The sequence below is a fragment of the Bacillus sp. FSL M8-0166 genome (genome assembly GCF_038008825.1).
GTDB lineage: Bacteria > Bacillota > Bacilli > Bacillales > Bacillaceae > Bacillus > Bacillus safensis.
The window spans coordinates 2985127-3006766 of the sequence record NZ_JBBOZZ010000001.1; the positions used below are offsets into that span (position 1 = coordinate 2985127).

Sequence of the window (21640 nt, forward strand, 5' to 3'; positions counted from 1 at the left end):
TTGAAATTTTCACATGTGATCTTGGCGGGACTCGTCTTGATGCTTCTCCTCGGCGGATGCAGTCAGGCAGCACCTGTAGAGAAAGGGAGCGGGCAAGGAGCACTGAAGATAAAAGATTTTACCGGAAGAACGCTGTCGTTTGATGAATCCCCTCAGCGTATCATCGCTTTGTCGTCCGGGGACATGAGTATTGTGTATGCTTTAGGCGGTGAGGCGGTTGGCCGGCCAACTGCCGAGTTACCAGACAGCTTACAAAAGGCAAAGTCCGTACAAACGATTGGCACAACGCATCAATTTGATGTAGAGCTGATCACAAGCTTAAAGCCTGATGTGGTGCTTGGAAATGAACAATTAAACAGCAAGGACATCTCTACAATAGAAGGAATTGGTTCACAGCTTCTTTTGACAAGCGCCAATTCAGTGAAGGACATCCAGCGTCAAATCTCGTTATTTGGGGAGTTGCTTGGGAAGCAGCAAAAGGCTAAAGCACTCAATGATCAAATTGATGAGCGGAAAAAGCAGGTCAAGCAGCCTAAGAAAAAAGTGAAAACACTCGTTGTGTACGGTGCACCCGGGACATATATGGCGGCGCTTCCTCAATCCTTAAGCGGAGATTTACTGCATATCGCTGGGGGTGCAAACATCGCTGAGAATGAACCGGCACTCGAAAAATTTCCTCAATACGCCCAAATCAATGCAGAAAAGGTGATCGAAGCCGATCCCGATCTCATTCTACTCATGACACACAGCAATCCTGAAGATGTGAAAGCGGGCTTTATGAGTGAAATGAAACAGAATGCAGCATGGCACGATGTATCAGCTGTCAAAAATGGCCGTGTGGAGATTCTGCCTAGTGATTTATTCGGGACGAATCCAGGCGCAGACGTGATAAAGGCGATTGATGAACTAGAGAAGAGATTGAAGCGATTGTCATCATGAACATGAATGCAGAGTTAGATTTTCAAAAAAGACAGTCGAGACGAAGATGGCTTATACCGGGACTGCTTTTCTCGCTAGGTGTGGGCATATGTCTAGGGCTTGCATTAGGTTCTGTTCAATTATCGCTGCCAGATTTGATCGCTGCTTTGACGGGATCTGGCCAGCCTGTCCATGAAAAAATCGTCATGGATTTACGCCTGCCGCGCGTTCTCATAGGTTTCATCGTTGGGGCCTGTCTCGCAGCATCAGGGGCAATTTTACAAGGAGTTGTCCGAAATCCACTCGCTGACCCCGGGATCATCGGTGTGACTGCCGGCGGCGGGTTAGCCGCTGTACTCAGCATGATTGTGTTTCCACAATTCACATATCTGCTTCCAGCAGCTGCCTTCCTTGGCGCTTTATTAGCGGCACTTGTTGTGTATATTTTGTCGTTTGACCAAGGGGTTTCACCACTGAAATTGATTCTGGCGGGTGTGGCAGTCAATGCCCTGCTTGGTGCAGTCATGAATGGGTTTATGGTGCTTTATAGTGAGCGTGTGCAGGCTGTTCTGCCTTTTTTATCAGGAGGATTAAATGGACGAAGCTGGCATCACCTGAGCTTTGTGTCACCCTATGCGCTTGCTGGATTGTGTCTTTGTTTTTTTGCGATCAAGCCGGCAAATCTTCTTTTGCTTGGTGATGAGTCAGCGCAGCTGCTCGGACTTAGAGTCGAGCGAACCCGATTTTTCTTAATTGCACTGGCCGCGCTTTTAGCGGGTGCAGCTGTAAGCGTGAGCGGTTTAATTGGATTTGTCGGTCTTGTCATCCCTCATTTTATCCGCCTTTTAATTGGAGATGACTACCGGTACCTGCTGCCGATCTCAATGCTTGGCGGCGGCGTACTTGTGGTCTTTGCTGATACAGCAGCACGGGTATGGTTTACACCGGTTGAACTGCCTGTTGGTATTCTGCTTGCCTGTATCGGTGCACCTTTCTTCCTCTATTTATTAAAAAAGAAAGGGAGGGGTTAAGTTGGATGTGATTGCGATGGATGACGTGAGTCTCAGTCAAGGAGGCTTTCGGCTGTCGTCTATTTCAGCAGCTGTGCCTAAAGGAAGTGTAACAGGAATTATTGGACCGAATGGGTCAGGGAAGTCGACGTTTATTAAAGCGGCCGCACGTCTTACGCCGATTGAAAGCGGCATGATTTATATTCACGATATACCGCAAAAAGAAATGACAGCACAGGAGATTGCACAGGAAATCGCCGTTCTGATGCAGACGAGAACTGCTATCCCATCGATGACAGTACGTGAGCTGGTTGCTCTTGGACGCAGTCCGCATCGTTCGATCTGGAAAAAGAGCTCGAAGACAGATCAGGAAGCGATAGAGTGGGCGCTTGATGTGACAAATAGCCGCGTGAATGAAAACAGGATGCTGCATACATTGTCAGGCGGAGAAAGGCAGAAAGCGTATATTGCAATGGCACTGGCTCAGAAGACAGAGACGATTATTCTGGATGAGCCTACCACTTACTTAGATATTGCGCACCAGCTTGATTTACTAGAGCTGCTCAAACAGCTGAATGAAACGCATGGGATCACCATTTTAATGGTTCTCCATGACCTGCAGCAGGCAGCAAAATATTGTGACCGCCTGATTGCAATGAAGCGTGGTCAGGTTTACCAAATAGGGACACCAAACGAAGTATTAACAGAAAACTTTTTCAAAGAGGTCTTTGGGATTCAGGCAGAGGTTCACCTAGATGGAGAGCATCCGCTCATTATCCCAATCGCTTCGATCCAACAACAAAAGGGAGATGAACCAAACATGATCATTGTAAACAACCAGGTTAGAGTAGAAAAAGGCAGTGCAGACCACCTTGTTAAGCGTTTTAACAAGCAGGGACAAGTAGAATTCATGGAAGGATTTTTAGGCATGGAAGTCTGGGTCACACAGCAGACAACCGATTACGATGAGGTGACCATTCATACCCGCTGGAATCGAAAAGAAGACTTTGTGAACTGGACAAAATCTCAGGCATTTGGAGATGCACACCCTCACGGAAAAGCGAAACCTGAAGGCCTATTAAAAAACAAAATTACGTACTATGAAGTCCAAGTGACAAGACCTGCTTTACAGAAAAAAGCCTAAAAAAAGAAACACAGCGCTGCGGCCCACATGCAGCGCTATTTTTTTGCGATTTTTTATTTTCCGTCACATATTTTTGACAAAGTATTCAAACAACTGACACAATACCATCCAATTTTTAGGTAAAATTTACTTTATTTTTGAAGCGTATGGGTGTAAAGTACAGGTATAAATAACTAACCGAATGAAAATCAAGAGTAAAATTTCACCGAGTGAACCATTTCAAATGGACTTTTATTTGTGAAACATTGAACAAATAGTGAATATTTTGTGAAATGGTGAGCATGAATCGTTCGGCATGTGAAAGTAAGGGAGGATGTAAGGCTGTGAGTGAGCTGTTTTTAGCAAGATTTCAATTTGCTTCAACGACATTATTTCATTTTATTTTTGTTCCTATGTCAATAGGTTTGGTGTTTATCGTCGCATTGATGCAGACCCTTTATGTCGTCAAGAAAAAAGACATCTATAAAAAGATGGCGAAGTTTTGGGGTCACCTGTTCTTACTTAACTTTGCAGTAGGTGTGGTAACAGGGATTCTGCAGGAATTCCAGTTTGGGATGAACTGGTCAGATTATTCAAGGTTTGTCGGTGATGTCTTTGGTGCACCGCTTGCCATTGAAGCACTTTTGGCCTTTTTCCTTGAATCTACATTTATTGGACTTTGGATATTCGGCTGGGATCGTCTGCCGAAGAAGATTCATTTATTGTGCATTTGGCTTGTTTCCCTTGGTACGATCTTTTCGGCGTTTTGGATTTTACTCGCCAACTCATTTATGCAGGAGCCAGTTGGATTTGCCATTAAAAATGGCCGTGCAGAAATGAATGATTTTGGCGCTCTTGTGACGAACCCGCAGCTTTGGGTTGAGTTCCCGCACGTTCTGTTTGGTGCGCTGGCAACAGGAGCTTTCTTTATTGCGGGAGTTAGTGCCTATAAAATGATCAAAAAACAAGAAATCGCCTTTTTCAAAAAATCATTCCAGATTGCAATGGTCCTCGCTTTAATTTCTGGCTTAGGTGTAGCGTTCTCTGGACATGATCAAGCGAAGCATTTAATGAAATCACAGCCAATGAAGATGGCAGCAAGTGAAGCCCTTTGGAAGGATAGTGGAGATCCAGCAGCTTGGACACTATTTGCCAACATTGACACAGATAAAAAAGAAAACTCTGCGGAGATCAATATTCCGTTTGCCTTAAGTTATTTGGCATATTCGAAGTTCAGTGGAGATGTTCCAGGCATGCTGACACTTCAAAAAGAATATGAAGCAAAGTTTGGCCCTGGAGACTATATTCCGCCAGTGAAAACAACATTCTGGAGCTTTAGAATCATGGTCGGTGCCGGAATGCTGATGATTTTTGCTAGTATGATTGGCTTGTACTTGAGCTTTAGAAAGAAACTCGAAACGAACAAATGGTTTTTACGCTTCATGGTAGGGATGATTGCGTTCCCGTTTATTGCGAACTCAGCAGGCTGGATCATGACTGAAATCGGGCGTCAGCCGTGGACCGTCTTTGGTATGATGACGACGGCTCAATCGATTTCACCGAACGTATCGTATGGCATGCTGTTATTCTCAGTCATTAGCTTTACGGCGATGTATTTGATTCTTGCCGTTTTGCTTGCCTACTTATTCATTCGAGAAATTAAAAAAGGTGCACATTCTGAAGAGGATACAGATCAAAAGGATGAAACGGACCTGTCTACAGATCCATTTGATGGAGGCGCATATCATGGCATATCTTAATGAGATTTGGTTTATTCTTGTCGCAGTATTGTTTGTTGGATTTTTCTTCTTAGAAGGATTTGATTTTGGTGTCGGGATGTCCATGCAGCTGCTTGGAAAGGATGCGCACGAGCGCCGCATTTTAATCAATACGATTGGTCCTTTCTGGGATGCGAATGAGGTCTGGCTGATTACTGCCGGCGGCGCTATTTTCGCTGCATTTCCTCACTGGTATGCCACGATGTTCAGCGGATACTATATTCCGTTTGCGGTTCTCCTCTTAGCGCTCATTGGGCGCGGAGTTGCCTTTGAATTCCGAGGGAAGGTTGAGAAAGCCTCTTGGATCAAGGCGTGGGACTGGGTAATCTTCTTTGGCAGTCTGCTTCCGCCGTTTTTGCTCGGTGTGTTATTCACGAGTATTTTACGCGGGATGCCAATTGATCAAGACATGAACATGTACGCTGGTTTTACGGACTTTGTTAATCTTTACTCTGTGATCGGCGGGTTAGCTGTGACGGTTCTTTGCCTGCTGCATGGCTTGATTTTCGTCACACTTCGTACAGAGGGTGACTTAAGAGATCGTGCAAGAAAACTAGGTCAGCGTGTCCTGCTCATTGGACTTCCTGTTCTTGTTATATTTGTCGGTGTGTCCATCATTGAAACAGATATTTATACCGTACGCCCGATCATCACCATTCCGTTAACTGTGCTGATTGTGGTTTGTTATGTAGCTGCTCTTGTTTTGATGAGAAAAGAACGTGATGGCTGGACATTCTTATTTACAGGTGCAGGCATCATGGTGACGGTGGCCATGCTGTTCACTGCATTGTTCCCGCGCGTCATGATTAGTTCGATCGACCATGCGTTTGATCTCACGATTCAAAACGCTGCATCTGGATCTTATTCACTGACGGTCATGACGATTGTTGCCGTTTCTTTGCTGCCCTTTGTGCTTGGGTATCAAATTTGGAGCTATTACGTCTTCCGTAAACGTGTAAGCGGTAAGGAGCCAATGACCTACTAATGGATAAACGTTTGCTTCAATTAAAAGGAATGAGAGGGCTTCTTGCCCTCTTAGGTATTGTGTCACTCATCCAAGGAGCAAGTATTATTTTCCAAGCACAGTGGCTGGCACATGCCATTACAACGCTGTTTGACGGGAAAAGCCTCTCGCAGGCAGCGCCTTATGTCCTGCTGTTTCTTGCTGCCTTTCTTGTGCGGCACGGTCTCACCTTGATTCGGGAGAAGGTCATGTTTACCTACTCTTCCCGAATTGGAGCAGACGTCAGAAAGCAGCTGCTAGACCAACTCTTTCGATTAGGGCCTGCCTTTGCAAAGAAAAAAGGGACAGGAAAGCTTGTCACCTTAGCAATGGAAGGAATTGCTCAATACCGTCAGTATTTACAGCTGTTTTTGCCGAAAATGGTGAACATGGCAGTGATTCCGGCAATGGTCCTTATCTATGTGTGGACATTAGATGAAACATCGGCCGTCATTTTAATTGTGACACTGCCAATTTTAATTATTTTTATGATTTTGCTAGGCCTTGTTGCTCAGCGTAAAGCGGCCAAACAATGGAGATCATATGAGAAATTATCCAATCATTTTACTGACTCTCTCCGCGGCCTTGAGACGCTGCGTTACTTAGGTATCAGCAAAAAACACTCTCGTAATATTGCGGAGGTGTCAAAGCGATATCGAAAAGCGACCATGAGTACACTGAAGGTCGCCTTTCTGTCATCGTTTGCGCTCGATTTCTTTTCGATGCTATCGATTGCAACTGTCGCTGTTTTTCTTGGCTTGCGATTAATTGAAGGAGAGCTTCTGTTATTGCCGGCTTTGACGGCGCTGATGCTGGCGCCGGAGTATTTCCTGCCGGTACGTGAAGTGGGAAATGATTATCATGCAACGTTAAATGGAAAAGAAGCGAATGAAGCCATGCAGGTCATTTTAGAAGAAAAGGGCTTTCGCACGCAGGAGACACAATCGGTGCAGCTGAATAAGTGGGATGAACCATCCGTGCTCACGCTGCAGGATGTTTGTGTCCAGCATGATGAACTTGCCCCTTATTCCATTCAGGATGTAGATTTCACTGTCAAAGGGAAGAAAAAAATCGGCATCATTGGTGCCAGTGGTTCAGGGAAATCGACGTTAACCGATGTCCTCGGCGGCTTTGTTGAACCGTCTTCGGGTCAAATCACGCTAAACGGCCAGCCGCTTGTTCATTTACAGATGAAGGAATGGCAAAAGGAAGTTGTCTATATGCCGCAGCATCCCTATTTATTTCACATGACATTAAAGGAAAACATTCGTTTTTATGAACCGAATGCAACAGACGAAGAAGTGGAAAGAGCTGTGCATGAGGCTGGCTTATCTCAGTTGGTTACGCAGCTGCCAAACGGTCTGGATGAGGTCATTGGAGAACAAGGAAGAGAGCTAAGCGGCGGACAGGCGCAAAGAATTGCGCTTGCTCGAACTGTGCTGGGTCAGCGTTCCATTATGCTGTTAGATGAACCAACGGCGCATCTCGATATTGAAACAGAGTATGAACTGAAGAAAACAATGCTTCCACTGTTTGAACATAAACTTGTGTTCTTAGCGACACACAGGCTCCATTGGATGCCGGACATGGATGAAATTATTGTCATGGATCAAGGAACCATCGCAGAGATGGGGACGCATGAATCATTAATGCAAAGAAAAGGCGTGTATTATCAATTGGTACAGGAGCAAATGGGGGCGGTCACACATGGTCAGTAAAGGCTGGTTTATACCTTATATCAAGGAGAATCAAAAGCTGTTTGCCTTGGTTTTATTTTTAGGAGCCATTGCGGTATTCTCTGCTTCTATGCTGATGTACACGTCGGGATTTCTCATTTCAAAAGCCGCGACAAGACCTGAGAATATACTCATGGTCTACGTCCCGATTGTGGCTGTACGTACCTTTGGTATATCGCGCTCTGCTGCCCGATATGCAGAAAGGCTGGCAAGCCATCAGCTCATTTTGACAATGATTGAGAAAATGCGTGTACGCCTTTATGACATGGCTGAACGAAGTGCCAAACAGACTAAGCTTGGGACAGGTGAAATGCTTGGTCTCTTGTCAGATGATGTGGAAAGATTGCAGGACGCTTATTTAAAAACCATCTTTCCATCTATCGGTGCACTGCTTTTATATGCCGCATCCATTGGAGCACTTGGCCTTTTCTCATGGCCTTTTGCTGGACTGATGCTGCTTTATATGGCACTTCTCGTATTCGTTTTCCCATACGTCACAGTGCTTGTGAACCGGGCAAGACAAATTCAAATGAAAAAAGGCAGAAATGAACTGTACAGCCATTTAACAGATGCAGTCATGGGCGTTAGTGACTGGCTGTTCAGCGGCAGGCAGAAAGATTTTGTGGATGGTTATGAACAAAAAGAAGCGCAGCTGTTAGCGCTTGAAGCAGCCAAACACCGATTTATCCGCGTGCGTCAATTTTTTGCACAGCTCTTGATTGGAGGAGCTGTCGTGCTTGTCGTGTATTGGAGCGGCTCGGTCGTTCAGTCAGGATCCATGTCGCACACACTGATTGCAGCCTTTGTGCTTGTGCTGTTTCCGTTAACAGAAGCCTTTCTTCCGCTGTCAGATGCGGCAGGTGATATTCCCGTTTATCAGCATGCTGTCAGCAGATTACATCATTATGAAAAGCAGTCATATGAAGGAGAAACTGAGAGTGAGGCAGTGGATCAGTCAACCCTTTCTCACGATGAAGCTGTCTGTTTTGATCAAGTGTCCTTTCGGTATGACACGTATCCATATGTACTTCAAGACCTGTCATTTTCTCTGAAGCAAGGGGAGTCACTCGCGCTCTTAGGAAAAAGCGGTGCAGGCAAATCGACCATTTTAAAATTGTTAGAAGGGGCAGTCGTTCCAAATCAAGGAGCTGTCAGCATTCAAGGTAAACCGGTTCAAAGCATTCAAGAGAAGGTGTCTGCCTATGTGTCTGTGCTCAATCAACAGCCTTATTTATTTGATACGTCTGTTTTAAACAATATTCGTTTAGGATCTCCAGAGGCGACAGAAGAGCAGGTAAAAGAAGCAGCAAGACAAGTGCAGCTGCATGATTACATTGAGTCTTTGCCAGAAGGTTATCGCACAGGTGTTCAGGAGACAGGGGTTCGTTTCTCAGGTGGAGAAAGACAACGAATGGCATTAGCCCGGATTTTGCTGCAGGACACACCAGTTGTTGTATTAGATGAACCAACTGTCGGACTTGATCCACGGACAGAGCGTGAATTGCTTGAAACCATCTTCCGTGTGTTAAAAGGGAAAACAGTTATTTGGATTACCCATCATCTCACTGGCTGTGAGGCGTGTGACCGCATCATGTTTATTGAAGACGGGCGTATTGAGATGCAGGGTCAGCATCAGGATTTACTAAAAGAAAACACGCGTTATCAAAAGCTGTATGAAATGGATCGTCCGTTTGCTACAATATAAATGAATGAAATGATAAGAACGTTCGGACAGGAAATCTCTGCCCGAACGTTTTGTGGTTTAAGGGTTTACTTTACCAACACCTGCATTTGATATCACTTCTGATTTGACATTGTTCACGTTAAGCAAAGAGTAGTTATAAGGAGGGTTATACGTACCTGTTGAAGACGTTGGCAGACTGCCTGTACTGTTAATATAAGAGTTGTTGATGACATGCCATGTCCCAACTTGACTGCTGTCCCAGCTTCCGATCGCATTTTTGGTGTTTTCAAATACGTTGTGTTCAATTCTCATCTTCGCGCCCATACGTGAGTTAATGGCAGTTGTCAGGATGTCTTTATAATAGTTGTTAAAGACATGTCCTTCCCCGAAGCGCATAGACGGTACACGAGAGTTCAGGTTTTCAAAGCGGTTGTTATGGAACGTAATTTTACGATTGTAGTTATCGTTATCGGAGCTGCCCATGAGCATTGTTTTCCAGCTGTCATGTACATAGTTCCACGAGAAGGTAATGTAGTCAGAGTCATTTTTTACATCAAATAAACCATCGTAGTCATCCTTCCCAGAATTCAATGTGTTGTACAGTTCATTATGATCGACCCATATGTTTTTAGAACCGCCTTCAATCCCGATGGCATCTTTGTCACCGATTTTGCTGTGATGGATTTTCAAGTTGCGGATGATGATGTTATTGGCACGCCAAACTTTAATGCCAATCCCATTAAATTCGCCGTTCGTCCCTTTACCGACGATTGAGACATTATTTGTATCTTTCACATCGATTTTATTGGCTGATGTATTAGAAGGGGTAATCGTCCCGTCTACAACAATTTTTAATTTTTCGTTTGTTCCTTTATTTTTGAGGGCAGCCAATAGTTCATTTCCAGTTTTGACTGTCACGGTTTTACCGCCTTCACCGCCTGTTGTGCCGCCATTTAATGTGGAGAAGCCTTGTTGATTAAAGTTGGCCATAATAGAAGGGCTTTCTGGGTATTTGGCTGCTGCCTTTGCCTCCCCGTTTGGTGCAAATAATGAAGTGACGAGACCAACAGCTAATACACCGGCTAACATTGGAACTTTTCTCTTCAAAGTCAACATCTCCATTCTAATTTGTTTTAATGAAAACGTTTCCAAAATAAGCTGTGATTCAACCACTCCTCCTTCCTTCACAAGCATCGCCTCATTCGGAATGTAGGAAGAGCATAGCATGCAAAAAGGTATCATCGGCTAAGAATAGACGCAGCATATTCCATGATTTTCTAGGAAACTAAGCCAATGATTATTTCATTTTCATCTTCATGAGATAAGGACCATTGTCGATAGGTATGAGGATGACATCTTGATTATGGAGAGGAGGCTCTCCGTTTGGTAGAAAATCAAGATGATTATAAACGCATCATTTTGTTAGAGAAGAAGGAATGCCATAATCATTACATAAGAAAAAATTGGATATAAAACGAGAATCATAGAAGATATGCTAAAAAATAAGGTCTATTTTAAACGATATTGTCATCCGTGTCGTCTCATGAATAAGAGAAGAAAAGGAAGGAGGGGCGTGTTTGGAGCAGACAGAAGAGACATTATTGATTCAGCGGGCAAAACAGGGAGATGATGCCGCGTTTACAGCCCTTTATCGGCATCACTATTCCTTTCTTTACCGATATATGTTGAAGCTGACCCTTCAACAAGAGCTGGCAGAGGAAATCATGCAAGAAACGATGCTGAAAGCGTATATGAAACTTTCTTCATTTAGAGGAGATGCCTTATTTTCAACCTGGCTCATTTCGATTGCATCTAGGCAATTTTTAGATCACCAGAAGAAAAGAAAACGTGAACAAATGAGAGAAGGAAAAGCGAATCAGGAGGCCATACGCCGCTTTAAATGGGACGTTCAGCAAAAGGGGAACACATGGCATGACATGTGGGATGCTTTAAATGAATTAAAGGCTCAGGAGAGAGCACCGATTATTCTGCACTATTATTATGGCTTTACCTATCCAGAAATTGCTTCAATGCTCGGAATGAGAGAAGGCACTGTGAAATCGAGGGTCCATCATGGATTAAAGAAAATTCGAAAGGAGTGGGATTTATGAAGGAAGATCGTTTGACCGAACGTTTAAAAGAAGAGCTGCGGCAGCTAGACGAACAAATTGAAGTGGAAAAGCCAAGTGAGCAGGCGGTCATGATGATGCTGAAACAGGCGAAGGAACAAGAGAAAAGGCGTTTTAAACAAGAAGTACTGGCATACGTTCTGATCAGTTTGACCATTTTGGCACTCTTTGCAGCTGCCATTACCCATTTGCCTATCATCTTCATTCTTCTCCAAATAGTGAGCGTACCCATCTGTTTTGTTGTTGGCTACAAGGAATATCAACATATCAAAGGAGGGTCTTCCTTATGAGTCAGACGGAAATGATCATCTTATTGTGCGTCTTGCCGTTATTGTTTGCACAGGGCTTTCTTTTATTTATGGATGCAAAGAAAAGAGGGCGTTACAAGTGGTTTTGGGGAATTGTCGGTCTCATTAACTTTCCATCGTCTTCTATTTTATATTGGCTTTGTGTTGTGTTACCTGATCGAAAAAGAGGCGGGAAGCTCCGAAAAGATTGAGTGCATCCGATCAAACTTTTGACCCTTTTTTCGATGGAAAACCAGCTAGAAATTCATCATGATTCATGTATTTGTCAAAGAAAGCGGGACGAGAAACATCCGCGTGTTCATTTCTAGCACATTAGTCATTCCTTGAGCGCTTATTTTTAAGACAATCGCTGCGGCTGCTTGATCTATCTCAATTCGGCATCATTTTCATCTGTTATCAATATTGATCAGATTTTACAATTGGTGTTAAATTAATCTCAATATGCGTTAGAAAATCTAACAATTAAAAGTGTGGAGATATCTACAAGGAGGCAGATGCGACATGTTGACCTTAGATCGAGCAGCACAAACAGCACAAAGCTACATCCACCGTGTGTTAGAAGAGGTGGAAAAACGAAATCCCGGCGAGGAGGAGTTCCAGCAAGCCGTAAAAGAAATTCTGGAATCACTCGTCCCAGTTTTTGCGAAGCACCCAGAGTATGAAAAACAGGGCATTTTAGAACGGCTCATTGAGCCTGAGCGGCTTGTGGTATTTCGAGTGCCATGGGTAGACGATGAGGGCAAAGTACAAGTCAATCGAGGCTTTAGGGTTCAATTCAATAGTGCCATCGGTCCTTATAAAGGAGGCATTCGTTTCCATCCAACCGTCAATGCAAGCATTATCAAGTTTTTAGGGTTTGAACAGATCTTTAAAAACGCACTGACTGGTATGCCGATTGGCGGAGGGAAAGGCGGATCGGATTTTGACCCTAAAGGAAAGTCTGATGGAGAAATCATGCGTTTCGTTCAAAGCTTTATGAGTGAACTCGGCCGATATATTGGACCTGATCAAGATGTGCCAGCAGGTGATATTGGTGTAGGAGCACGCGAAATTGGCTATATGTTCGGACAGTACAAGAAAATGCGCGGTGCTTATGAAGCGGGTGTACTCACGGGGAAAAGCCCTGGATTCGGAGGCAGCTTAGCGAGAAAAGAGGCAACAGGCTACGGACTGGTGTACTTCATGGAGGAAATGCTGAAAGCACATGGGCTCCAATTTGAAGGGCGTTCAGTTGTTGTGTCGGGTTCAGGAAATGTGTCTATTTATGCAATGGAAAAGGTAATTGAATTAGGCGGTAAGGTTGTGGCTTGTAGTGATTCAAGCGGAGCGATTTATGATCCTCAAGGGATTTCACTTGAGACCATCAAGCAGCTGAAGGAAGTCGAGAATCAGCGGATTGGGGCATACATAGACATTCACCCGCATGCCGAATTAATTGAAGATTGCGAACAAATTTGGTCCGTTCCTTGTGATATTGCGCTGCCATGTGCAACACAAAATGAAATATCAGAGGCGCATGCACAGCAGCTTGTAGCAAATGGTGTCATCGCTGTAGGAGAAGGAGCCAATATGCCATCCACTCTTAAGGCGGTCAAAGTATTTGAAGAGAATCGTATTTTGTTTGCGCCAGCAAAAGCGGCCAATGCTGGAGGAGTAGGTGTATCAGCACTGGAAATGGCACAAAACAGTGCAAGAATGTCTTGGACATTTGAAGAAGTAGATGATCAGCTGAAACAAATGATGCAGTCTATTTATCGTCAGTGTACAGAGACAGCAGACGAATATGGACACTCAGGGAACATCATGGTTGGAGCAAATATTGCAGGATTTCGTAAAGTGGCAGATGCCATGATCGCACAAGGCGTGATTTAACTCCTGCTCTCCCGCACCTGTTTATTTCATGACAAGATGGGGAATCGTCCTTTAAGAATGACAATAAGGAGGCGCGGGAGAAATGAAAAAATGGCTGAAACAAATTGTCAAATGGGCACCTGTGATTTATCCAGTGGTGAGAAAAATATATAAAGAGCGAAAAGCATCTAAACGTCGTAACGTATCAGCCGGATAATCCGGCTTTTTTTTATGCAAACATACAGATCCTGCGTTGTAAGAAAAAAATAAATGAATCGAATGATCCATTTCATCCCTCTCTCCGTTAAGTACATAACAAACGGAAAGAGGAGGAAATAAAAGATGAACATGAAGAAAGCAATGTTAACCATTCCACTGAGCGCAGCGTTACTATTCCCAGCGGCTCATAGCGCAAGTGCACACGAAGGACATATGCATGGGGAGACGAAAAAGACGTCTTCGTCACAAGAGGTGTCAAATAAAGCAACAGATCTTCGAGCAGCGCTAGATCAGCTGTTTTCAGAGCATGCCTATTTAGCAGTGATCACGATGCAAAAAGGAATTGACGGCAGTAAAGACTTCGATCAAGCAGCGGCGGCTTTAAAGGACAATACGAATGACTTATCAGATGCAATAGCCTCCGTGTATGGAAAAAAAGCAGGCAAACAATTCAAGGACATTTGGTCAAGTCATATCGGCTACTTTGTTGACTATGTACAAGCCACAGCGAAAAAAGATGATGCAGGTAAAAAGAAAGCGATGAAGCAGCTTGATCAATATCGAATGAAACAAGCCGATATGCTCGATCAAGCAACAGACGGCAGATTGAAAGCAAGTGAGCTTGAAGAAGGCTTGAAGATGCATGTGAATGAACTGCTAAAAGCGTTTGACAGCTACACTGAAAAGGATTTTGATACGACCCATGAAACGGTTAGAAAATCCATTCATCATATGTTTGAGGTAGGAAAAGGCGTTTCATGGGCCATCACAGATCAATTTCCTGGGAAATTTGATCAAAAGTCAGTGGATACACCAGCAGCGGATCTTCGTGAAGATTTAAACTACTTGTTCTCAGAGCATTTGGCGCTTGCGGTAGTTGCCATGCAAAAAGGAAATGATGGCAGCAAGGACTTTGAGCAAGCAGCAGCGGCTTTAAATGAAAACACAAATGATTTATCTGATGCGATTGCATCTGTTTATGGTAAGGATGCAGGAAAACAATTCAAAGACATTTGGTCAAGCCATATCGGTTATTTAGTTGATTATGTAAAGGCGGATGCATCAGGGGATCATCAAGCAAAAGAAAAGGCTGTCAAAGATTTAGATGCGTATCGAATGAAGCAAGCGAAATTCCTAGATCAAGCGACAGATGGACGTTTGAAGGCAGCTGATTTAGAGGCTGGTTTGAAAACACATATTGATGAGCTGATCAAAACATATACGTCTTACCATAATGGCGAATATGATCAGCTTTATCCGACAGTGAGAGAGGCTTATGGTCATATGTTCATGGTTGGTCAAGATGTCGCAGCAGCGATTGTTGATCAGCACCCTGAACTGTTTAAATCGAACATGCCTAATGAAATGCCGAAAACAGGTATGGGAGGCACAGCCGGTCCTTTAGGCATGTCCTATGAAGCATTTGCGGGAATGATCGCAAGTTTGATCCTAGCAGGCGGTGCAGCAGGTGCATTCTTCCTCATTCGCCGTAAGGCATCAAATTCTAACTCATAAAGACAGACGGGAACGTGCACAATCGTGCCGTTCCTTTCTTCAAAAGGAGGCCGGCTTAGATGAAGAATTGGCTGCTCAGTATTCTTTCGCTTCTCATCATCACAGGCTGTTCATCACAGGCAACGGATGAATCGTCATCCTCAAAAAACATACCAGCTTCTAATGAAATGACCACACATCAAGCTGAGAAACAGAGCCACTCACACGATACATTAAAAGATGCGCCGTCTGGTATTGTTCCAGCTGAAATTGCCATTCCCGCGATTGATGTCAAAGCAAAAGTGGAGAAAACAGCTTTATCAAAGGATGGCAGCATGGGTGTCCCTCAGGATACAGACAACACGGCTTGGTTTGAAGATGGTCCAAAGCCAGGAGATAAAGGGAATGCTGTCATGAATGGCCATGTAGATAATAAATGGGGGCCATCGGTTTTTTATCGATTAAAGGAGCTAAAAAAGGGAGATAAGGTGATCGTCACGTCCTCATCAGGAAAAAAGCGAACTTTTGAAGTCATAAAAGTAAGAAGCTATCCGCGTGAAGAGAAGCCCAATGCGTTTTTTGGATACGCTTTTACACGGAATCTCAATTTAATCACTTGTACAGGGACATTTGATCATGCAGCAGGTACGCATAAAAAAAGATTGGTTGTCTTTACCCAGCTGATCTCTTCATAAAGAAGGCGGATACACGAAGGTGTACGCCTTTTTTTCGTGGTTTTCGCAAGTATCTTCCAAAAAGATTCATAGGACATTAGATATGGTTAGTTGTATAAATAGGGGCATTTGTCATATAAATGAGTTGGCAATTTTTATTTCTTTTCAGTAGAATATGAGTAATGAAGAGAACTGCAAGCGTATACAACCTGTCCAGACAAGGCAGATTCTCCACCCCTACATAAGGAGGCCGATCTGATGCTGAGTAAAAGACTGGCGCACATCTTAAGTCAGCTCATGGCAGCTGAGACCCCACTCACAAGCGCTGCGCTTTCTGCCAGCTTACAAGTGACAAGCCGCACCATTCGTACAGACATTAAAGAACTGAACGACCGTCTTGCCCCTTATCGAGCGGCTGTAACTGCTGTTAGAGGAGCTGGCTATGAGCTGTTGATCAACGATGAGAATGCCTTTCGCCGTTTTATGAAGGAGGAGGTCGAGCAGGAAGAGCCGCTTGCTGTGCTGCCAGAGGAGCGTGTTCGGTTTATTTTAAAAAGGCTTCTTCTGGCAGAATCCTATGTGAAGCTAGAGGATTTACAGGGGCAGCTGTTTATTAGTAAATCAACGATGAGCAACGATGTGAAATCGGTCAAACGTAAGCTGGAGCCCTTTGATCTGAAGCTGGAAGCGAAGCCAAGCAAAGGCTGCCGAATCAAGGGATCAGAGATGAAAATCCGTTATTGCATGTCAGAATATTTATTCAATGAACGTCGTTCTTATCAAACGATGCTGAACACAGCGGTCACGATTTTGCCAAAGCATGAACTCGAATTGATTCAGAGAACAATGATCAATTATATCAATGAGGAAGGCATGAATCTATCAGACATTTGCATGAATAATTTAATCGTTCATGTTGCCATTGCCTGCAAACGAATTAGACACGGAAACTATGTATCTGTTCTTCCAGAGGAAATCAACGACATTCCGCGGGCAAAAGAATACAAGGTCGCTAAAAAAATGGTGGAGCGTCTAGAAGGGCTGCTGGACGTCTCATTTCCACAAGAGGAAATCGTCTATATCACCATTCATTTGCTAGGAACAGCCAAAATGGTACAGTCCTTTTCTTCGAGCGGTCAAAAACAAATTGTAGATGATGACACGAGCCGGCTTGTACAGCTCATGCTGAAAGCCATTGATCAAAAATTGCAGCTTGATTTGGCCGGCGATACGGAACTAATGATTGGACTCAGTCTGCACTTAAAGCCTGCCATAAACCGATGTAAATATGGAATGAACTTAAGAAATCCGATGCTTGATGAAATAAAAGCGGGGTATCCCCTTGCTTTTGAAGCGGGGATTATCGCCAGCAGAGTCCTTGAAGAAGAGGAGGGGCTGAGTATTCATGAGAACGAAATCGGATATATGGCGCTTCATTTTGGTGCGGCTTTAGAGCGGAGGAAAATGGAGATCCCGCCGAAGCGGTGTCTCATTGTCTGTGCGTCTGGTGCAGGGAGTGCAAGGCTGCTGCAGGATCGTTTGCGGTCACAATTTGGGTCAAAGCTGACCATTTTAGGAACAGCAGAGCTATATTCGCTTCCGCATGTCTCTTTACATGCCTTGGATTTGATTATTACAACGATCCCAATTCATATGGATTTACCGGTTCCAGTCATTCAAGTGAACACCATTTTGGGAGGCGGCGATTTTTTAAAAATTGAAGAAGCCCTGACGAGTGAAACAAGAGTGACATTGGCCTCTCAATATATGAAAAAGGAATTGATTTTTACAAAACGCGCCTTTCACACAAAGGAAGAGGTCATCACCTTTTTAACGCAAAAAGTCATCGATATGGGCTTAGCACCAGCAGAGCTTACACCTTCTGTCATGGAAAGAGAAGAGGCTGCCCCTACCTCTTTCGGGCATTATACAGCGATCCCGCACCCGATGACGCCGCTGACAGATGAGACGTTTTGGGCGATATGTACATTAGAAAAACCAATCATTTGGGGAGAAAAAAAGGTTCAATTTGTCTGCCTGCTTTGTGTCGAAAAAGAGAATGCCAAAGATTTAAAAGGCATGTACCGCCTGCTGGGGGAGCTTGTGCATAATGTGAAATTCATTCAGCACCTTATCGCCTGTGACACATTTGAAGACATGCTTGATATCATGTATAAAAAGGCTCCTTCGTACAAGAACTAACTGTGTGATCTTAACTTTTTCCGCTTCCTAAAGGAAAAAGTATGGGTGTTTATGAAAGCGGTTTCATAATATGATGAATGTGTAAAGAATAGCTTCACACTTTGAAAAGGGGGCGTTTACACATGAACATCTTATTGGTTTGCGCAGCAGGTATGTCCACAAGCTTACTTGTCACAAAAATGGAGAAAAGCGCACAAGAACAAGGAAAAGAATATCGTATTTGGGCAGTATCTGGAGATTCTGCGAAAAATCATATTGATCAAGCCGATGTGCTTTTATTAGGACCTCAGGTTCGATATTTATTACCACAAATGAAAAAGCTCGGAGAAGAAAAAGGAATTCCAGTAGACGTCATTAATACCGTGCATTATGGCGTATGTAATGGCGCCGAGGTTTTAAAATCTGCTGAACAGTTAGTGAACGGATAAAGGGGGCGGAGGGGATGAATGGATTCAACCGATTTCTAGAAGAGAAGGTCATGCCGTTTGCTGGGAAGATTGCCGCTCAAAGACATTTACAAGCATTGCGTGACGGAATTGTTTTAACCATGCCTCTCATTATTGTCGGTTCACTGTTTCTCATTTTAGCCAACCTTCCGATCCCAGGATACAGCGATTTTATGGCAAGTATCTTCGGAGCAGAATGGGCCACGAAACTATCCTATCCTGTTAATGCAACCTTTGACATTATGGCACTTGTTGCAACCTTCGGGATTGCTTACAGGCTTGCTGAAAAGTATGCCGTTGATGCACTATCATCTGGTGCGATCGCTGTTGCGGCTTTCCTTTTGGCTACACCATATCAAGTACCTTTCACACCTGAAGGCTCAACAGAAGCTATCCTAGTAGGCGGGGGAATTCCTGTCACACTGATGGGCAGTAAAGGTTTATTCGTTGCCATGATTATTGCCATGCTTTCAACCGAAATTTACCGCTTTATTGTACAGCGGAACATCGTCATTAAAATGCCTGATGGTGTACCGCCAGCAGTCAGTAAATCGTTTATTGCACTTATTCCAGGTTTTGTGGTCATCACACTGATCTGGGTCGCTAGACTTGTGATTGAGATGACACCTTTTGAGAGTATTCATAATATCATCACGGTCTTAATTGGCACACCGCTATCGATTCTTGGTGGAAGCTTAGGCGGCAGTATCGTTGCGATAGGTGTGCAAATGCTCCTCTGGGCATGTGGTATTCACGGAGCCACAATTGTCGGGGGCGTCATGGGGCCGATTTGGCTCGGTGCAATGGATGAGAACCGCCTTGCATTCCAAGCAGGAGAAGTGCTGCCGAATATTTTCACAGCGCAGTTCTTTGAAATCTTCATCAACGTCGGCGGAAGCGGCGCAACGCTTGCTTTGGTGCTGACCATGATCTTACGTGCCAGAAGTAAACAAATGAAACAGCTTGGCCGCCTTGCCATTGGGCCAGCCATCTTTAACATCAACGAACCGATCATTTTTGGAATGCCGATTGTGATGAACCCAATGCTCCTCATTCCGTTTATCCTTACGCCAATCATGATGATCATCACCACATATATCGGAATGAGCACAGGGCTTGTGGCAAAACCGGCAGGGATTGCTGTCCCATGGACCATGCCGCCAATCATTTCAGGCTATCTCGCCACAGGAGGCAAAATCTCTGGTGCTGTCATGCAGCTGATTAACCTTGCGCTGTCATTTGCTCTATACTATCCATTCTTTAGAATGTGGGATAAGCAGAAATTGAAAGAAGAAAGTGAGCTAGAAACAAAAGCCTCAACTGATGAAAATGTCGTCAGCATGTAATAGAGGGAACAAGGGGGATGCGGCCGATGGAAATGGAACAAATTGTGTTTCAACTCATCCTGCACGGCGGGAATGGCAGAAGCTCCGCGATGGAGGCCATTACATGTGCAAAACAAGGAAACTTTGATGAGGCGAAGCAAAAATTGCAGGAAGCACAAGACGCGTTAAATGAGGCGCATCACGCACAGACAGAGCTGATCCAAGGAGAAATCAGGGGCGAAAAGACGGATATTAGCCTCTTAATGATTCATGCGCAGGATCATCTCATGAACGCAATGACCGTCAAGGAGCTCGCAGCGGAAATCATCGAGCTCCATGAAAAAATGAAGCAACTCGGAGGTGTCAATTCATGAAAGAAGGAATTAAAATTGTCACAATAGGCGGTGGATCGAGCTATACGCCTGAGCTCGTCGAAGGGTTTATTAAACGATATCATGAATTGCCTGTAAAGGAATTATGGCTTGTGGATATTGAAGCGGGTCAGGAAAAGTTAAACATCGTGGGCGCTCTGGCGAAACGTATGGTAGAAAAAGCGGGTCTGCCGATTGAGGTACACCTGACTCTTGACCGCCGGGAAGCCTTGAAGGACGCAGATTTTGTGACGACACAATTTCGTGTAGGACTGCTGGAAGCACGGGCAAAGGATGAGAGAATACCGCTTAAATACGGCGTCATCGGTCAGGAAACGAACGGACCAGGCGGTTTATTTAAAGGCCTTCGGACCATCCCAGTCATTCTAGACATTGTGAAAGATATGGAAGAGCTTTGCCCAGACGCATGGCTTGTGAACTTTACAAATCCAGCGGGCATGGTCACAGAAGCTGTTTTACGCTACACGAATCTAAAAAAAGTGGTCGGTCTATGCAATGTGCCGATTGGGATCAAAATGGGGATTGCCAAGGCGCTTGAAGTGGATGTAGAACGCATCGAGGTACAGTTTGCCGGTCTCAATCACATGGTCTATGGATTAGACGTATATTTAGACGGGGTCAGCATTATGGATCAAGTGCTTGATGAACTAGGAAATCCGAACAGCCAGTGGTCCATGAAAAACATTGAAGCGAAAAACTGGGAGCCTTCTTTTGTGAAAGGATTAGGGGTCATCCCATGTCCATATCACCGCTATTACTATAAAACGAAAGATATGCTGGAAGAAGAGCAAAAGGCGGCTCAAGAAAAAGGAACACGAGCAGAGGTTGTGCAGCAGGTCGAGCAGGAATTATTTGAGCTCTATAAAGATCCTGATTTGTCGATTAAACCACCGCAGCTCGAAAAAAGAGGCGGGGCATATTACAGCGATGCGGCCTGTAACTTAATCAGCTCCATCTATAATGATAAGCACGACATTCAACCAGTCAATACAGTGAACAGAGGGGCGATTGCCAGCATTCCGGCTGAATCAGCGGTTGAAGTAAACTGTATCATTACGAAGGACGGACCAAAACCAATAGCAACAGGTGATCTGCCTGTATCTGTGAGAGGGCTCGTTCAACAAATCAAGTCATTCGAGCGTGTGGCAGCAGAAGCGGCTGTAACTGGAGATTACGAGACGGCTCTTGTGGCAATGACGATCAACCCGCTCGTCCCATCTGACGAAATTGCAAAGCAAATTTTAGATGAAATGCTCGAAGCCCATCGTGAGTATTTACCGCAATTCTTCAAATCAGTCAATGCTTAACACAAAATGGCCCCTTTAATGGGGTCATTTTTTATGATTGT

20 protein-coding genes are annotated in these 21640 nt (G+C 44.3%); 19 read left to right on the forward strand and 1 reads right to left on the reverse strand.

The features are described from left to right. The 7 genes from NSS92_RS15415 to cydC all read left to right on the forward strand — a co-directional run bounded on the left by NSS92_RS15415 (window position 1) and on the right by cydC (window position 9273). Window positions 1–939 carry an ABC transporter substrate-binding protein gene (locus NSS92_RS15415; protein WP_340869061.1) on the forward strand — a complete coding sequence of 313 codons (939 nt, stop codon included), beginning with the start codon at window positions 1–3 and terminating at the stop codon, window positions 937–939. Continuing rightward, the gene (locus NSS92_RS15420; RefSeq protein WP_340869063.1) at window positions 936–1949 is read left to right on the forward strand and encodes a FecCD family ABC transporter permease; all 1014 of its coding nucleotides are present in this window, start codon (window positions 936–938) and stop codon (window positions 1947–1949) included. Before NSS92_RS15415 ends, NSS92_RS15420 begins: the two co-directional genes overlap by 4 nt. 7 nt (window positions 1950–1956) lie before the next feature. Further along, window positions 1957–3072, forward strand: a complete 1116-nt coding sequence (gene isdG / locus NSS92_RS15425; protein WP_340870046.1) for a heme oxygenase — start codon at window positions 1957–1959, stop codon at window positions 3070–3072. Between the two features lie 323 nt (window positions 3073–3395). Continuing rightward, the gene (locus tag NSS92_RS15430; protein ID WP_340869065.1) at window positions 3396–4811 is read left to right on the forward strand and encodes a cytochrome ubiquinol oxidase subunit I; all 1416 of its coding nucleotides are present in this window, start codon (window positions 3396–3398) and stop codon (window positions 4809–4811) included. Next, window positions 4798–5814 (forward strand): cytochrome d ubiquinol oxidase subunit II, encoded by a 1017-nt coding sequence (gene cydB / locus NSS92_RS15435; RefSeq protein WP_340869067.1) that lies wholly within the window; start codon window positions 4798–4800, stop codon window positions 5812–5814. The genes NSS92_RS15430 and cydB overlap by 14 nt, the downstream gene beginning before the upstream one ends. Next, window positions 5814–7550 (forward strand): thiol reductant ABC exporter subunit CydD, encoded by a 1737-nt coding sequence (cydD, locus tag NSS92_RS15440; protein WP_340869069.1) that lies wholly within the window; start codon window positions 5814–5816, stop codon window positions 7548–7550. Before cydB ends, cydD begins: the two co-directional genes overlap by 1 nt. After that, the gene (cydC, locus tag NSS92_RS15445) at window positions 7540–9273 is read left to right on the forward strand and encodes a thiol reductant ABC exporter subunit CydC (protein WP_340869071.1); all 1734 of its coding nucleotides are present in this window, start codon (window positions 7540–7542) and stop codon (window positions 9271–9273) included. The genes cydD and cydC overlap by 11 nt, the downstream gene beginning before the upstream one ends. A gap of 57 nt (window positions 9274–9330) precedes the next feature. On the opposite strand, the gene NSS92_RS15450 is transcribed toward cydC, so the two are convergent. Further along, window positions 9331–10368 carry a pectate lyase family protein gene (locus NSS92_RS15450; RefSeq protein ID WP_445661656.1) on the reverse strand — a complete coding sequence of 346 codons (1038 nt, stop codon included), beginning with the start codon at window positions 10366–10368 and terminating at the stop codon, window positions 9331–9333. A 461-nt stretch (window positions 10369–10829) separates the two neighbouring features. Between NSS92_RS15450 and sigY the strand changes: the two genes are divergently transcribed. The 12 genes from sigY (at window position 10830) to NSS92_RS15510 (ending at window position 21599) form a co-directional block, all read left to right on the forward strand. Next, a complete protein-coding gene (gene sigY, locus NSS92_RS15455; protein WP_251216151.1) occupies window positions 10830–11363 on the forward strand; it encodes an RNA polymerase sigma factor SigY in 534 nt (177 codons plus the stop codon). Beyond that, a complete protein-coding gene (locus NSS92_RS15460; RefSeq protein ID WP_267586936.1) occupies window positions 11360–11671 on the forward strand; it encodes a YxlC family protein in 312 nt (103 codons plus the stop codon). The genes sigY and NSS92_RS15460 overlap by 4 nt, the downstream gene beginning before the upstream one ends. Beyond that, window positions 11668–11880 carry a hypothetical protein gene (locus NSS92_RS15465; protein WP_039182469.1) on the forward strand — a complete coding sequence of 71 codons (213 nt, stop codon included), beginning with the start codon at window positions 11668–11670 and terminating at the stop codon, window positions 11878–11880. The genes NSS92_RS15460 and NSS92_RS15465 overlap by 4 nt, the downstream gene beginning before the upstream one ends. A gap of 310 nt (window positions 11881–12190) precedes the next feature. Beyond that, window positions 12191–13561, forward strand: coding sequence for an NADP-specific glutamate dehydrogenase (gene gdhA, locus NSS92_RS15470; RefSeq protein ID WP_267586935.1), 1371 nt, complete (start codon window positions 12191–12193; stop codon window positions 13559–13561). A gap of 82 nt (window positions 13562–13643) precedes the next feature. Continuing rightward, window positions 13644–13757 (forward strand): hypothetical protein, encoded by a 114-nt coding sequence (locus tag NSS92_RS15475; RefSeq protein WP_223250414.1) that lies wholly within the window; start codon window positions 13644–13646, stop codon window positions 13755–13757. A gap of 125 nt (window positions 13758–13882) precedes the next feature. Beyond that, entirely contained in the window at window positions 13883–15274 is a 1392-nt protein-coding gene (locus tag NSS92_RS15480) for a copper amine oxidase (RefSeq protein WP_340869079.1), read from the forward strand. Window positions 15275–15333: 59 nt separating this feature from the next. Continuing rightward, on the forward strand, window positions 15334–15948 hold the full coding sequence (locus tag NSS92_RS15485; protein WP_267586933.1) for a class F sortase: 615 nt from the start codon (window positions 15334–15336) through the stop codon (window positions 15946–15948). 237 nt (window positions 15949–16185) lie between these two features. After that, window positions 16186–18129, forward strand: coding sequence for a BglG family transcription antiterminator (locus NSS92_RS15490; protein ID WP_340869082.1), 1944 nt, complete (start codon window positions 16186–16188; stop codon window positions 18127–18129). 122 nt (window positions 18130–18251) lie between these two features. Continuing rightward, complete coding sequence (locus tag NSS92_RS15495; protein WP_024423869.1) at window positions 18252–18557, forward strand: PTS sugar transporter subunit IIB; 306 nt, start codon at window positions 18252–18254, stop codon at window positions 18555–18557. Window positions 18558–18571: 14 nt separating this feature from the next. Continuing rightward, entirely contained in the window at window positions 18572–19921 is a 1350-nt protein-coding gene (celB, locus tag NSS92_RS15500) for a PTS cellobiose transporter subunit IIC (protein WP_133744404.1), read from the forward strand. Window positions 19922–19947: 26 nt separating this feature from the next. Continuing rightward, entirely contained in the window at window positions 19948–20274 is a 327-nt protein-coding gene (locus NSS92_RS15505; protein ID WP_003215078.1) for a PTS lactose/cellobiose transporter subunit IIA, read from the forward strand. Further along, a complete protein-coding gene (locus tag NSS92_RS15510) occupies window positions 20271–21599 on the forward strand; it encodes a 6-phospho-beta-glucosidase (RefSeq protein WP_340869089.1) in 1329 nt (442 codons plus the stop codon). Before NSS92_RS15505 ends, NSS92_RS15510 begins: the two co-directional genes overlap by 4 nt. The last annotated feature ends 41 nt before the right edge of the window (window positions 21600–21640 follow it).